Below are 14,223 nucleotides of genomic sequence, written 5' to 3' on the forward strand. Positions count from 1 at the left end.
CCCAGGGCAGCCCTCAGCGGCGGCCCTCGTACGTCAGCTGCTTGACCTGCCGCAGGATCGGCGCCGTCTCGACCTGCTGGACACCGGACAGGACGCCGATCTTCTCGCTGAGATACCGGTACAGCTCGCCGTTGTCGCGGAAGAGGGCGACCGCGACCACGTTGGCCTGCCCGGTGACCGCCGAGGCGAACGCGACCTCGCGGTGCCCGGCCAGCGCCTCGCCGACCGACGCCAGCGCGGAGGGCGCCACCGTCAGCCACAGCACCGCGCGCACCTCGTAGCCGTACAGCGCCGAGTCGAACTGCACGTCGACGTAGAGCGCCCCGATCCGGCGCAGGTGCTCCAGCCTGCGCTTGACCGCGGACTCCGACTGATGGGTGGCCGCCTGGAGTTCGGCGAGGGTGGCCCGCCCGTCCCGGCCGAGCGCCTCCAGCAGCGACTCGTCGACCAGGTCGAGGGTGATGGTGCCGGACGCCGGTTCGACCGGGGGCGGGGCGAGCGCCTTCGCCTGGGCGGGTTCGAGGGCGTCGGACTTGCTGAACCAGCCGAGCGGGCCGCCGTAGAAAGTGTGCAGCAGGCTGTGCGCGCTGAGCGACACGATCCTGGGGGTGCGCTGGAGCTTGCCGAACAGCAGCTCGTCGCGTTCGCCCCGGTCGCGGGCGCGCATGGTGCACATCACCTCGGTGCCGCCGGAGGTCAGGCCGATCCAGGAGGTGTCGGGGCGGCGGGCCAGCGCGTCGGCGAGCGGTTCGGCCGCGTCGGGGGTGCAGCGCAGCCGCGCGTACCAGCGGGTCTGCCCGAGGCGTTCCTCGTCGCCGACGCCGATCACCCGCAGGCCCGCCTCGCACAGCCTGCGGTAGCGGCGGGCGACGGTCTGGTCGGAGACACCGAGGACCGCGGCGAACCTGCTGAACGGCGCCCGCCCGTCGATCTGGAGGGCCTGGAGCAGCTGGAGGTCCAGTGTGTCGAGCGCGTGGGATTTCATGCGCACCGGTCCTCAGGGTGTCGGTTTCCGCCGCATACTCGGCGCTGATTGTCAGCTTTCCATGCCTTGAGGTCATCGTATCGACGTACGACGAACCAAGGGGAACGAGGAACATCCCATGCGCAAGTGGGGACCGCTGACCGCGGTCTGTCTTGGCACCTTCATGCTGCTGCTGGACGTCACGATCGTGACCGTGGCGCTGCCCGACATGGCGAAGGCGCTGCACGCCTCGCTGTCCGACCTCCAGTGGGTCATCGACATCTACGCGCTGGCGCTGGCCGCGCTGCTGCTGGGCGCGGGCTCGGCGGCGGACGCCTGGGGGCGCCGCAGGGTCTACGTGATCGGCACCGTGCTGTTCGCGGGCGCCTCGCTGGCCTGCGGGCTCAGCTCCGGGGCCACGATGCTGGTGGCGATGCGGTGCGTGCAGGGGATCGGCGGCGCCGCGATGTTCGCCACCACGCTGTCCCTGCTGGGCGCCAACTACTCCGGCCGCGACCGGGGCCTGGCGTTCGGCGTGTGGGGCGCGGTCTCCGGCGCCGCGGCGGCGCTCGGGCCGGTGCTGGGCGGCCTGCTCACCCAGAGCCTGGACTGGCGCTGGATCTTCTTCGTCAACCTGCCGGTGTCCGTGCTGGCGGTGGCGCTCACGCTGCGCGTGGTCAAGGAGTCGCGCGGCCACGCCGGGCAGCGCCTCGACATCGGCGGCACCCTGACCTGGACCGCCTTCGCGGGCGCCGCGACGTACGCGGTGATCAGGGCGGACTCGGTGGGCTGGCTGTCGGCGCGCACCCTGGGCACCCTTGCGGTGGCGGCCGTGGCGCTGCTGGCGTTCCTGCTGGCCGAGCGGAACGCGGCGCACCCGATGCTGGACCCCCGGCTGTTTCGCAGCGGGTCCTTCGTGGCGGTGATGGCAGCGGCGTTCGCGCTGAACGCGGCGGCCTTCGGTGTGCTGCCGTACACCTCGATATGGCTGCAGACGGTGCTCGGTTTCAGTCCGCTCAAGGGTGGTCTGGTCATCGTGCCGCTGGCGACCTGCGCGTTCGTGGTGGCGCTGGTCGGCGGGCGACTGCTGCACGGCGTGCCCGCCCGGTACACGGTCGGCGTCGGCCTGCTGCTGATCGGCGCGGGCTCGATGGCGCAGGCGGTCCTGGGCGCGGGCTCGGGCTGGGCCGCGCTCACCCCGGGGCTGGCGATCGCGGGCTTCGGCGTCGGGCTCGCCACCCCGGCGATGTCGCAGGCCGCACTGGCCTCGGTGCCGCCGCACCGGGCGGGCATGGCGGGCGGCGCGGTCAACACCTTCCGGCAGCTCGGCTACGCGCTCGGCGTGGCGCTGTTCGGCACGCTGGCCGCCTCCCGCATGACGCACTCGCTCACCGGGCACGTCGCCGACCCGCACGGCGCCGCGAGCGCGCTGGCCGGTGGCGCGGCGCCGGAGTTGCTGGCGCACACCCCGCCGGCCGCCCGCCCGGCGGCCACGCACGCGGTGCACGCGGCCTTCGCCTCCGGGCTGGACGCGGCGGCGCTGACCGCGGGCGCGGTGGGCGTCGTGGCGGGCGTGCTGGTCCTGCTGATGGTGCGCAACGCGCCGCAGCGGCACCCGGCCGCCCCCGCTCCGGCCGAACGGCAGGCGGCGCCCAGCGGGGTGTGAGGCAGCCGAGGGCGTGACGAAGCCCAGGGTGCGACGGAATCGAGAGTGTGACGGAGCGCGGTACGGGCGCACGCGTGGTGCGATGCGCCCCATTCGGCCCGGACGACAGGCGGTGGTCCCTTTCGCCCCGCTGTCGTCCGGGTCGCCCGCTGTAATGCGGGGGTGAGCGCGTGGAGCAGATTCGGTGCAGATCCACGGTGCGTGACAACTGCGTAGCCGCACGGCAGTTCACGCGATTGCGTCGCGATCACCGCACAACGGGCGTAAGCCGACGGGAGAATCCGGACGTCTCGGGATGCGGCGGGCCCCTCCCCCGCGCGCGCGGGATCAGGTAGCTTACGGGCCCCGCCCGGCGCACCCGCCAGTTCCGGCCCTCGACCAGCCGGTCACGGATCCGCGTCGGCACAGCACCACCATCGAGGCGCCGTGCGGAGCGCCGCCGAGGAGCGTTCAGTGCGCGAGTTCACCGTGCCGCCGTGGGAGACGGCGCCCCAGGCCGGAGGGCTGGCGGATTCCGTGTTCACGCACGCCGACGAGGCGCCGGACGCGGTCGTGCTCGGGCGCAAGGTGGACGGCGAGTGGCGGGACGTGTCGGCGGCGCGGTTCCGCGACGAGGTGCTGGCGCTGGCCAAGGGCCTGCTGGCCGACGGCGTACGGTTCGGTGACCGGGTGGGCATCATGTCCCGTACGCGCTACGAGTGGACGTTGTTCGACTACGCGCTGTGGGCGATCGGCGCGCAGCCGGTGCCGGTTTACCCGACGTCCTCCTCCGACCAGGTGCGCTGGATGCTGCACGACTCCGGTGCGGTGGCCTGCGTGGTCGAGCACGAGGACCAAGCGATGACGATCGGCGCCGTCGTCGACCAGCTGCCGCAGCTGGAGCGCCTGTGGCAACTGGACGCGGGCGCGGTGCCGGACCTGATGGCGGCCGGGGAGGACATCGACGACGAGGTGGTGGCCCGCCATCGGCTCGCCGTCACCCCCGACGCGACCGCCACCGTCATCTACACCTCCGGCACCACCGGCCGCCCCAAGGGGTGCGTGCTCACCCACGCCAACTTCATGGCCGAGGCCGACAACGTCGTCGGGCGCTGGGAGCCGGTCTTCCACTCCAAGGCGGGCGACGAGGCCTCCACGCTGCTGTTCCTGCCGTTGGCGCACGTCTTCGGCCGCATGGTGGAGGTCGCCGCGATCCGGGCCCGGGTCCGGCTGGGCCACCAGCCGAGCCTGGCCGCGGACGACCTGATGCCCGACCTGGCCGCGTTCCGGCCGACGTTCATGCTGGCGGTGCCGTACGTCTTCGAGAAGGTCTTCGGCGCCGCCCGCCGCAAGGCCGAACTCGGCGGCAAACTGGGCCCGTTCGACAAGGCGGTCGAGGTCGCGGTGCGCTACGCCGAGGCGCTGGAGGCGAAGGCCTTCGGCACGGGCCCGGGACCCGGCGCCTCGTTGCGCGTGCAGCACCAGCTCTACGACAAGCTGGTCTACGCGAAGATGCGCGACGCGCTGGGCGGACGCCTGCGGCACGCGATGTCCGGCGGCTCGGCGATGGAACGCGACCTCGGGCTGTTCTTCGCCGGTGCCGGGGTGACGGTCTACGAGGGCTACGGGCTGACCGAGACCACGGCCGCCGCGACCGCCAACCCTCCGGAACGCACCCGCTACGGCACCGTCGGTCAGCCCGTTCCGGGGACCACGGTGCACATCGCGGATGACGGCGAGGTGTGGCTGCGCGGCGGCCAGGTCTTCGCCGGATACCTGAACAACCCCAAGGCCACCGACGAGGTGCTGCACGACGGCTGGCTGGCCACCGGGGACCTGGGCGCGCTGGACGACGAGGGCTACCTGACCATCACCGGGCGCAAGAAGGAGATCCTGGTGACCAGCGGCGGCAAGAGCGTCTCGCCGGTGCCGCTGGAGGACCGGGTGCGCGCCCATCCGCTGGTCGCGCAGTGCGTGGTGGTCGGCAACGACCGGCCGTTCGTGGCGGCCCTGGTCACGCTGGACCCGGAGGCGGTGGAGCACTGGCTGTCGATGCGCGGCAAGCCGTCGATGCCGCCCGAGCAGCTGGTGCGCGACCCGGACGTGGAGACCGAGGTACGGCGTGCCGTGGTGGCCGCCAACACGCTGGTGTCCAAGGCCGAGTCCATCCGCACGTTCCGCATCCTGGCGGCGCGGTTCAGCGAGGAGAAGGGCCTGCTCACGCCGTCGCTGAAGCTGAAGCGCAAGGCGATCGAGAAGGCGTACGAGGCGGAGATCGAGGCGCTTTACCACGCGTGAGACGGCCGGGCGCGGGAATGCGAGTGGGGTCGAGAAGTGTTGTGAGCTGCGGAAAGCAGTCACGATGACGAGACGAGACAAGGAAGCCACTGCTCGTGAGCAAGGTCCCCTTCATCACCCTGAACAACGGCGTGAAGATGCCGCAGCTCGGTCTCGGCGTCTGGCAGGTGCCGGACGACGAGGCGACCCGCGCGGTCACCACCGCGCTGGAGGCGGGCTACCGCAGCATCGACACCGCCGCCGCGTACCAGAACGAGGAAGGCACCGGAAAGGCCCTGACGTCCTCCGGCATCCCCCGCGAGGACCTGTTCGTCACGACGAAACTGTGGAACGCCGAGCACGGCCACGACTCGACGCTGCGCGCGTTCGACGACTCGCTGAAGCGGCTCGGCGTGGAACGGGTGGACCTGTTCCTGATCCACTGGCCGCTGCCCTCGCGTGACCTGTACCTGGACACCTGGCGTGCGTAGGAGAAGGTCTACGCGGACGGCCGGGCCCGCGCGATCGGCGTGTCCAACTTCCAGATCCCGCACCTGCGGCGGCTGCTGGACGAGGCCACCGTCGTCCCGGCGGTCAACCAGATCGAGCTGCACCCGTACTTCCAGCAGGCCGAGGCCCGCGCCTTCCACGCCGAGCACGGCATCGCCACCGAGGCGTGGTCCCCGCTCGGCCAGGGCAAGGACCTGCTGACCGACCCGGTGATCGAGTCCGTCGCGGCCAAGCACGGTGTCACCCCGGCCCAGGCGGTGCTGCGCTGGCACCTTCAGACCGGCAACGTGGTCATCCCCAAGTCGGTGACGCCTTCGCGCATCGCGGAGAACATCGACGTGTTCGGCTTCGAGCTGGACACCGACGACCTGGCGGCCTTCGCGGGCCTGGACCGGGGCGAGCGGCTGGGCCCGGACCCGGCCACCTTCGACATGGCCTGAGCCTGTCGCCTCCGACGCGGCTTCAGCCCGCCTTCGACGTGGCCCGGAGCCCGTCGCGCGAACGGCGGCCCCGGGCGCTCCCGTGAAAATGGGGAGGCGCCCGAGGCCGCCGTCGCCACAATGAGCCCGACGAGCCCATGGGCGACGATGACGGAACACCCTCCGGCTGATGGGGCGGGCGTCAGCCGTGGGTGGTGACCGTCTTGCCGGTCGTGGCGTCCACCACCTGGCGGTGGTCGAGCGGGGCCTTCAGCGTGGTGCTGACGGGGGCGTCCTTGACGAAGTCGGGGCACATCTGGCCCGGCTTCTGGGTGTTGACCACTTCGAGCGTGAGGGTGACCTTGCCGGCGGTCTCCTGGGACAGCAGTTGCGCGTGCTTGCAGCCGCCCACGGAGGTCGTGACGGTCAGCTTGCGGTCCTGCCCCGAGACGGCGACCGGCGCGGCGATGGCCTGCTTGACGGTCTTGCCGGTGCCCCCGGAGGGAGCGGAGCTCGCACTATGGGACGGGCCGGGGCTCATCGGCGCGGAGCCGGTGCCGGTGGAGACGGTCTTGGTGCCGCAGCCGGTCAGGACGGCGCCGGCGACGAGGGCCGCCGCGCCCAGGGAGAGAAGTCGTCCGTTCATGTGGTTGTGACGGACGAGGTGCCGATCCGGTTCCGTTCCCTGGTGGCGGCAGTGTGATGCCGTGTGAATTCCTCCGGCGGCACCGCTGCCGTCCCGTGTGGATTCCCCCGGCGGCACCGCTGCCGTCCCGTGTGGATTCCCCCGGCGGCACCGCTGCGTTCCCGTGCGGCTTCCCGCGGCCGCACCCCGCCGTCCCGTGCGGATCACGGTGAATTCAGGCCGAGTTGGTTACCGGGGCGTAGTCGCGCGGTTCGGGCGCGGTCTACGCTTCGTGCCGCTCGTGACCCGACCGTCACCCGAATCCCTGGGGGAACCGTGACCTCGTCCACCCTGCGCGCCCGTGCCGCCGCCCTCCTGCTCGCCACCGCGGCCCTGACCGCCGCCGGTACCGCGACGGCGCACGCCGACTCCCCCGGCGGCTGGGTGGAGACCGGCACCTCGACCGTCAACTCGCTCACCGGCGGTGAGGGCATCGCCACCCAGGCGGACGGATCGCTGCTGACCAGGGGCCTGGGCTCGATCCCGCTGTCGCTGCGCATCGCGGGCTGGAACCACGTCGGCGACCCCGACATCGCCGACGGCTACGTCTTCGACGCGTACCAGGGCGGCGACTCGGCGACCTCCAAGATGTACGCGGTCACCACGCCGGGCGGTCAGCGCTACGAGTACACACATCCGCTGGACGCGGGCGAGGAGCTGAACAACTCCTTCGACACCGTCTCGCCCGACGGGCAGTGGATGGTCTCCGGCGAGTGGGGCGACATGAACCGCCTGGAGGTCTTCCCCGCCCCGCTGCTCAACCCCTCGACGCCGCGCACCGGCGGCACCCTCGCGCAGGCCGGACAGATCTCGCTGGACCGCACGGTCAGCGACATCCAGGGCTGCGACTTCGTCTCCGGCACCCGGCTGGTGTGCAGCTCCGACGACGCGGCGAAGGACGTCATCCAGGTCGACCTGCCGCACGCGCTGGACGGCTCGGCGGTGACCGGTCACGTCACCACGCTCTTCCAGGTGCCGCATCAGAGCATCTGCTCGGGCACTTTCGAGGCCGAGGGCATCGACTACGACCCGAACGCCCGCGTGCTGCGCGTGGAGATCGTCCCGCCGAGCGTCTGCGAGGTCGCGACGACCGTCTACTCCTACCGTCCCACCACCGGCTGACCGCAGCGCCCCGCTCGCACGCGGGACCGGTCATCGCTCACGGGATCTGCTCCAGCGGGCCGTCGCGTCCATGATGTGAAACGCCGTTCCTGGATAGTGAGACCTCGTCCTAGGGTGACGTACGTCAGACGTCACCTCGGCGAAGGGGCGGGTCCCATGAGCGACCACCACGGCACGTACACCTACGGGCACCACGAGTCGGTGCTCCGCTCGCACCGCTGGCGCACCGCGGAGAACTCCGCCGCGTACCTGATCCCGCGCCTGCGGCCGGGCCTGCGGGTGCTGGACGTCGGCTGCGGGCCGGGGACCATCACCGCGGACCTGGCGGAACTGGTCTCCCCCGGCGGGCGGGTCACCGCGGCGGACGCGGCGGACGACGTGCTGCGGGCCGCGGCCCGCCTCGCGGCCGAACGCGGGCTGGACAACGTGGAGTTCGCGACCGCCGACGTCCACGCGCTGGACCACCCGGACGACAGCTTCGACGTCGTCCACGCCCACCAGGTGCTCCAGCACGTGGCCGATCCGGTGCTGGCGCTGCGCGAGATGCGGCGGGTGTGCAGGCCGGGCGGGATCGTCGCGGCGCGGGACGGGGACTACCACGGCTTCGTCTGGTACCCGCGGCTGCCGGAGCTGGACGAGTGGATGGCGCTGTACCAGCGGTGCGCCCGCGCCAACGGCGGCGAACCGGACGCGGGGCGGCGGCTGTTGTCGTGGGCGAGGCAGGCGGGCTTCACGGACGTCACGGCGACGTCCACCACGTGGTGTCACGCGGACGACGCGGAACGGGCGTACTGGGGCGGCATGTGGGCGGACCGGGTCGTGAAGTCCGCGATGGCCGAGCAGGCGGTGCGCGACGGCTACGCCACCGCGGACGACCTGCGGCGCCTGTCGGACGGCTGGCGCAGTTGGGCCGCCTCGCCCGACGGCTGGTTCTCGCTGCTGCACGGCGAGATCGTCTGCGTGGCGTGAGCGGCGGGCCGGCCCCGGGCGGACCGGGGCCGGCCCGGCGTCGTCACGCCCGCGTGCGCCGGGCCGCGAGCCAGGCGTAGACCAGGACGCCCACGAAGAGGAACAGGACACCCTGGTAGACGGCCGCGTACCCGGCACCCGCGACCAGCCACACCGAGAAGGCGAACGCGCCCAGCGCGAGCACCAGATCGCGGGCGAGGGCGCCCGGCCGCACCCGGTCGCGTTCGCCGGACAGCAGCCAGTACACCTGCGCTGCCGCCGCCAGCAGGTAGGGCACGGTGGCGGAGAACGTGGTGATCAGCACGAGCGTGTTGAAGACCGCGGAGGAACCGCAAGCGTAGTTGACGACCGTCAGCAGCGAGGCGAGGACCACCCCGGCCAGCACGCCGAACGTCGGCACCCCGCGCGCCTTGCGGGCGAAGACCGCAGGGAACAGCCCGTCGCGCGCGGCGGCGTAGGGGGCCTGCGCGCTCATCAGGGTCCAGCCGTTGAGCGCGCCGAGGATGGAGACGACCGCGGCGGCGGCGATGAGGGTGCCGCCCCAGTGACCGCCGAACATGGTGTCCACCGCGTCGGAGAACGGCGCCCCCGACTTCACCAGAGCCGCGTGCGGCACGGTGCCGAAGACGGCGACGGTGCCCAGCAGGTAGACGAAGGCCGCGCCGATGGTGCCCAGCACGCTGGCCCGGCCGACGTTGCGCTCCGGATCGCGCACCTCCTCCGCGCTCATCGCGGCGGACTCCACGCCCACGTAGGAGTAGAGCAGCAGCGCCGCCGACGCCGACAGCCCGCCGACCCAGCTCCCGCCGCCGGGGTGGAACGGCCCGAGGTCGCGCGGGTCGAAGAAGAACAGCCCGGCCACCGCGACGAACAGCAGCGGCAGGAACTTCAGCACGGTCGAGACGATCTGCACCGCGCCCACCCAGCGGGTCCCGGCGAGGTTGGCCAGCGCGGGCAGCCACAGCGAGGCCAGCGCCACGGCCAGCCGCTCGGGCGTCGAGAAGTGACCGGGGACCACCACGTCCACGTAGCCGACCGCGCCGACCGCGAGCGCCGCGTTGCTGACCCAGGTCATCACCCAGTACGACCACGCCGACAGGAATCCCGCGAAGTCCCCGAACGCCTCGCGCGCGTAGACGTACGGGCCACCGGTGCGCGGGTGCCGTCGCGCGAGCCGCCCGAAGACCAGCGCCAGCGCGATCGCGCCGACGGTCAGCACCACGAACGCCAGCAGGCTCACCGTGCCGTACGGCGCCACCGACGCGGGCAGCAGGAAGATGCCGCCGCCGATGATGTTGCCCATGACCAGCGCGGTCGCGGTGGGCAGCCCGAAGCGCCGCGAATGACCCGCGCCGCCGCCGTGTGCGGCGTGCCCCGCGGCGGCGGGAGCCTGCGCCGGGGCGGTGGGAGCCGGGGCCTCGGTGGCGGTGTCGTGCATGGGGTGGTGCGCCTTCCTCTCCTCCCCGGGCACGCCGTTGCCACCGGTGTCCGCGCAAGGGTGGGCACGGCCCGGCGGGGCGAAAAGGAGGATCATCCTCCGGATGGGGAGGCCCCCATGCTCCCCTCAGGCGTCACCTTGCACCAAATCACCGCCTTTTATGCCGTACGCGTCCCGCTGACCGGGAAAAGCTGCGGTCGGCGCGGCGTCGGACCGCAGGTCCTCCAGGGCGATCCAGTCCCGCAGCACGGCGTGCACCGACTCGGCGCCGACCAGCGGCGACGGCGGCGCGGACAGCTCGCGCGGGTACAGCAGGAACGGCCGGGACTGCTCCCCGCCCAGCCCGCCGTGCGACCCCACCTGCTCCTCGAACGCGTGCACCTCACCGGTGCGCGGGTCGTACGCGGAGTTGACCATGATGTCGGCGGCGTGCGGGAAGCCGTCGGTGCGCAGCACGGCCCGCGCCGCGCCCTCCCCGAACGGCGCCAGCGGGTCGGCCCCGGTGATCCGCCCGGTGGCCAGTTCGTGTTCGGCGCCGTCCGCCCCCAGCACGACCGGTCCGCACCGGGCGTCCCGGACCAGGACGAAGCCGATACCGGGGTGGTCGGCCAGCCTCCGCAGCAGCCCGGGGTGCAGGCGGTCGATCTGCTGCCGGGTGAGCCGGCCGGGAGCCTCGGGGAAGGAGATCAGGCCCAGGTTGCCGGAGCCCAGCACCACCGGCCCGGCGTCCCGCCCACGAACCCGGTGCTCCCGACGCCCGGCCTCCCCGTCGCGCCGACCCGCCTCCTCCTCGCGCCCGCCCACCTCCCCGTCGCGCCCGGGTCGGCGCGACTCCCCGCCTCCGTGGCCACGTATCTCCCCACCTCCGGTCCCGCGCGATTCCCCGCGTTCGGGGCGGCGCAGGGCGGCACGCGCGGCGGTGCTCGACTCGCGCTCCTCCTCCGCCGCGCCCCGCACCCGCCCGCCGCCGGGCAGTCGGCACCCGGAGCGCACCAGGTCGCGCAGCGAGATCCCGTACGCGGCGGCGAACGGCGTGCCCGGGCTCTGGCCGTGGTCGGACAGCAGCACGAACCGGTAGGGGCGCGGCGCGTACCGCGCGGTCCCGGCGATCAGGCCGATCGTCCGGTCCAGCCGCCGCAGCACCTGGTCGGTGTCCCGCTCGCGCGGCCCCGAGTGGTGGGCCACCTCGTCGTAGGCGACCAGGTCGGCGTAGACCGTGCGGCGGCCGGCGAGGATGTCGCCGATGACGGCGGCCACCACGACGTCCCGCTCGACCACGGTGGCGAACGCCCGCAGCACCGGGTAGAGCCCGCCCCGGCCGACCGGGGACCGCCGTTCGCGTATCCGCGCTCGCAGCGACTGCCCGATCTCGCGGGCGACCTCGGCGGCGAAGGAGATCGCGGTGCGCGCGGCGTGCGCCGGGTCGGAGAAGTAGGCGAAGTACCCGGATCTGCTGCGGTGCCCGCGATCGCGGCGGACGGCCACCGACAGCACCAGCGCCAACTGGTCCGCGCCGCCGGTGAACAGGTTGCCCCGGCTGGCCGCGTCGACGGCGAGCAGGCCCGGGCCGCCGGTGCGGTGGACGGCACGGCGCTGCAACTCGGCGGCGGACGAAGGCCGGTTGCAGACCATGACCTGCCCGGTCTCCTTCTCGTACCAGCGGAACGCGGGCACGTCCTCGTTGCTGCCGTGCAGGATGCCCAGTTGGCTGGCGCCGGTCTGACTGCTCCAGTCGGTGTGCCAGGGCGTCAGCGTGTGCGTCGTGGCCGTCCAGCGGGTCAGCGTCTCCATCAGCGGCGGCTTGAGCGCGTTGCCCCGGCTCCCGCCCTGGCGCACGCGCATCGCGTCGCGCAGCACGTCGTGGCCGACGCCGTCGAGCTGGATGATCACCGTGCCGGGCGTGGTCGTGGTGTGCGCGCGGTCGGCGCGGCGGCGTCCGGCGAGCCGGGCCAGGCGTCTGCGGTGGGCGTCGTCGTCCCGCACCGCGAGCCAGGTGCTGGCGGCGGACGAGGTCGCCGACATCACGGCGGCCACGACGACGGCGGTCTCCGGGGTGGACGCGGCGGTGTCGCCGTACGGCACGACGCTGAGCGCGATCAGGAACAACAGGCCGTTGAGCATGAAGGTCGACAGGCCCAGGACGTAGGCGGGCACCAGCAGCAGGGCGCGCACCAACAGCGGCCAGACCAGGGCGTTGAGCAGGCCGAAGGTGCCCGCGCCCGCGGTGGCGGCGAGCACGATGTCGGTCGGGCTGCCGCCGCGCGGGGACTCCAAGGTCAGGTCGGGCAGCAGTCCGGCGAGGACGGCCAGGGTCGCGCTGCCCACCGCCCACACCGCGAGCACCCGCAGCAGCGCGCGGGCCACGCCGCGCCAGGTGAACGACGGCGCCGCCGCCCCGGCCCGGTACCACGCCCGTCTCCACCACACCGGCCGCCCGGCCCGCCCGGTCCGTCCGTCATCCATCGCCGCTCACCTCCCGCGATCGCTCCCCCTCAGACTGTCACAGGAGCGACGGGGGGCCGGAGTTATCCACAGGGCAAAGCTTCCGCGGCCCGCTCGCCTCCTCCGCACCCGCAGCGCCTACCCTCGGGCCATGGGTCGGCGTCGCGCGGTCGCCAGGGCGTGGGGCGGGCGGCCCGGACCTTCGTCGACCCGGTGGAGCGGACACGCATGGAGATCACGTGGTGGGGACATGCCAGCGCCACCCTGAGCGATTCCGGGACGCGGGTGCTGACCGACCCGCTCTTCGCCTCGCGCCTGGCACACCTGCGCAGGCGGCGCGGTGCCCTGCCGCCCGCCTCCGCGACCCTGGCCGACGTGGTGGTCGTCTCCCATCTGCACGCCGATCATCTGCACCTGCCCTCGCTGGCCCGGCTCGCGCCGGGCACCCTCGTCGTCGTCCCGCGCGGCGCCCTCGCCGCGGTGCCGAAGCTGCGCGGACTGCGGGGACTGCGGGAACTGGACGTGGTCGAGGTCGGGCCGGGCGACGAAGTCCACGCCGGGGCGTTGCGCGTCCGCGCGGTCGAGGCCGCGCACGACGGTCGGCGGCTCCCGTTCGGTTCGCACACGGTGCCCGCGCTGGGCTACGTGGTGCACGGTGAGGCGGTCACCTACTTCGCCGGTGACACCGGGCTGTTCGCGGGCATGGCCGAGCAGGTCGGACGGTGCGACGTCGCGTTGCTGCCGGTCGGCGGCTGGGGGCCGTTCCTCGGCCACGGCCACCTCGACCCGGGCCGGGCCGCCCGGGCGCTGGCCGGGCTGGCGCCGAGCCTCGCGGTGCCGGTGCACTACGGCACGTACTGGCCGATCGGTCTCGACGCGGTGCGCCCGCACGAATTCCACTCCCCCGGCACGGAGTTCGCCCGGCTCGCCGCCCGTGAGGCGCCCGGTGTCACGGTGCGCACCCCGGCGCACGGCGAGAGCGTCCAGTGGGAGGCGAAGCGGTGACCGGGTGGCTCGCGCAGGCGGTGACCGCCGGGGCGCCGGCCGCCTCCACGGGACGGGCGATCGGGTATCCGTCGCTGTTCCTGCTGGTGGCGCTCGGTTCGCTGGTGCCCGTGGTGCCGACCGGCGCGCTGGTCAGCGGCGCGGCGGTGGTCGCGTTCCAGCAGACGACGCACGGCACCGACCCGTTGGCCTTGTTGTTCGTCTTCCTGACGGCCGCCCTCGCGGCGTTCGTGGGCGACGTCGCGCTGTACTGGCTCGGACAGCGCGGCGCCCGTTCCGCGGGCGGGTCGCGGGGGCTGGAGCGGCTGCGGCAACGGGCCGACCCGGACCACCTGGAGACGGCGCGGCGCAGGCTGGAACAGCACGGCACCGTGGTCCTGGTGCTGTCCCGGCTGGTCCCGGCTGGCCGGATACCGGTGATGGTCGCCTGCCTGCTGGCGCGGGTGCCGCTGCGGTCGTTCGTGCGTGGTGACGTGGCGGCGGTGGTGGCGTGGGCCGTCGCGTACCAGGCGATCGGGATACTGGGCGGTTCGCTCTTCGCCCGGCCGTGGGAGGGCGTGGCGCTGGCGGTCGGCCTGACGCTGCTGATCAGCGTGGCCCCGTACGCGTGGCGCCTGATACGCGGCCGGGCCCGCCGCGCGGCGCCACACCGGGAAGACGAAGGGGCGCACGGCACCGGGTGAGTGCCGTGCGCCCCAAGCGAGTTGACGCTACGTCAGGAGTTCAGCCGCCGCCGTCGACACCGGC

At 73.4% G+C, this 14,223-nt stretch carries 10 protein-coding genes and 1 pseudogene; 7 read left to right on the forward strand and 4 right to left on the reverse strand.

Annotated features, from left to right (window positions below; genetic code table 11):
- Positions 1 to 13 precede the first annotated feature (13 nt).
- A complete protein-coding gene (locus K7472_RS22745) occupies positions 14 to 985 on the reverse strand; it encodes an Lrp/AsnC family transcriptional regulator (protein WP_222980375.1) in 972 nt (323 codons plus the stop codon).
- A 118-nt stretch (positions 986 to 1,103) separates the two neighbouring features.
- On the opposite strand from K7472_RS22745, the gene K7472_RS22750 reads away from it, so the two are divergent.
- The 3 genes and pseudogenes from K7472_RS22750 (at position 1,104) to K7472_RS22760 (ending at position 5,836) form a co-directional block, all read left to right on the forward strand.
- Positions 1,104 to 2,630: an MFS transporter gene (locus K7472_RS22750; protein WP_222980376.1), complete on the forward strand. Its 1,527-nt coding sequence runs from the start codon at positions 1,104 to 1,106 to the stop codon at positions 2,628 to 2,630.
- 453 nt (positions 2,631 to 3,083) lie between these two features.
- Positions 3,084 to 4,907, forward strand: coding sequence for an AMP-dependent synthetase/ligase (locus K7472_RS22755; RefSeq protein WP_222980377.1), 1,824 nt, complete (start codon positions 3,084 to 3,086; stop codon positions 4,905 to 4,907).
- Positions 4,908 to 5,002: 95 nt separating this feature from the next.
- Positions 5,003 to 5,836: pseudogene (locus tag K7472_RS22760) on the forward strand (aldo/keto reductase).
- 181 nt (positions 5,837 to 6,017) lie between these two features.
- On the opposite strand, the gene K7472_RS22765 reads toward K7472_RS22760, so the two are convergent.
- Positions 6,018 to 6,461, reverse strand: a complete 444-nt coding sequence (locus K7472_RS22765; protein WP_222980378.1) for a hypothetical protein — start codon at positions 6,459 to 6,461, stop codon at positions 6,018 to 6,020.
- A gap of 315 nt (positions 6,462 to 6,776) precedes the next feature.
- Here K7472_RS22765 and K7472_RS22770 point away from each other — a divergent pair, with 315 nt between their 5' ends.
- Complete coding sequence (locus tag K7472_RS22770) at positions 6,777 to 7,622, forward strand: hypothetical protein (RefSeq protein ID WP_222980379.1); 846 nt, start codon at positions 6,777 to 6,779, stop codon at positions 7,620 to 7,622.
- Positions 7,623 to 7,778: 156 nt separating this feature from the next.
- Positions 7,779 to 8,591, forward strand: coding sequence for a methyltransferase domain-containing protein (locus K7472_RS22775; RefSeq protein WP_222980380.1), 813 nt, complete (start codon positions 7,779 to 7,781; stop codon positions 8,589 to 8,591).
- 43 nt (positions 8,592 to 8,634) lie between these two features.
- Here the strand turns inward: K7472_RS22775 and K7472_RS22780 are convergent, their stop codons facing one another.
- Complete coding sequence (locus K7472_RS22780; protein ID WP_222980381.1) at positions 8,635 to 10,029, reverse strand: amino acid permease; 1,395 nt, start codon at positions 10,027 to 10,029, stop codon at positions 8,635 to 8,637.
- A gap of 126 nt (positions 10,030 to 10,155) precedes the next feature.
- Entirely contained in the window at positions 10,156 to 12,492 is a 2,337-nt protein-coding gene (locus K7472_RS22785; RefSeq protein ID WP_222980382.1) for a phage holin family protein, read from the reverse strand.
- A 207-nt stretch (positions 12,493 to 12,699) separates the two neighbouring features.
- Between K7472_RS22785 and K7472_RS22790 the strand changes: the two genes are divergently transcribed.
- A complete protein-coding gene (locus K7472_RS22790) occupies positions 12,700 to 13,476 on the forward strand; it encodes an MBL fold metallo-hydrolase (protein WP_222980383.1) in 777 nt (258 codons plus the stop codon).
- Entirely contained in the window at positions 13,473 to 14,159 is a 687-nt protein-coding gene (locus K7472_RS22795) for a DedA family protein (RefSeq protein WP_308014037.1), read from the forward strand. The genes K7472_RS22790 and K7472_RS22795 overlap by 4 nt, the downstream gene beginning before the upstream one ends.
- Positions 14,160 to 14,223: the final 64 nt, after the last annotated feature.

Origin of the sequence: Streptantibioticus parmotrematis, from assembly GCF_019890615.1 — a bacterium.
In the GTDB taxonomy this organism is placed as follows: Bacteria; Actinomycetota; Actinomycetes; order Streptomycetales; family Streptomycetaceae; genus Streptantibioticus_D; species Streptantibioticus_D parmotrematis.

What these genes read in the sequence shown, in the direction of transcription:
- K7472_RS22745 (WP_222980375.1), bottom strand. Translation starts at nt 985, where the DNA reads ATGAAATCCCACGCGCTCGACACACTGGACCTCCAGCTGCTCCAGGCC.
- K7472_RS22765 (WP_222980378.1), bottom strand. Translation starts at nt 6,461, where the DNA reads ATGAACGGACGACTTCTCTCCCTGGGCGCGGCGGCCCTCGTCGCCGGC.
- K7472_RS22750 (WP_222980376.1), top strand. Translation starts at nt 1,104, where the DNA reads ATGCGCAAGTGGGGACCGCTGACCGCGGTCTGTCTTGGCACCTTCATG.
- K7472_RS22790 (WP_222980383.1), top strand. Translation starts at nt 12,700, where the DNA reads ATGGAGATCACGTGGTGGGGACATGCCAGCGCCACCCTGAGCGATTCC.
- K7472_RS22785 (WP_222980382.1), bottom strand. Translation starts at nt 12,492, where the DNA reads ATGGATGACGGACGGACCGGGCGGGCCGGGCGGCCGGTGTGGTGGAGA.
- K7472_RS22780 (WP_222980381.1), bottom strand. Translation starts at nt 10,029, where the DNA reads ATGCACGACACCGCCACCGAGGCCCCGGCTCCCACCGCCCCGGCGCAG.
- K7472_RS22775 (WP_222980380.1), top strand. Translation starts at nt 7,779, where the DNA reads ATGAGCGACCACCACGGCACGTACACCTACGGGCACCACGAGTCGGTG.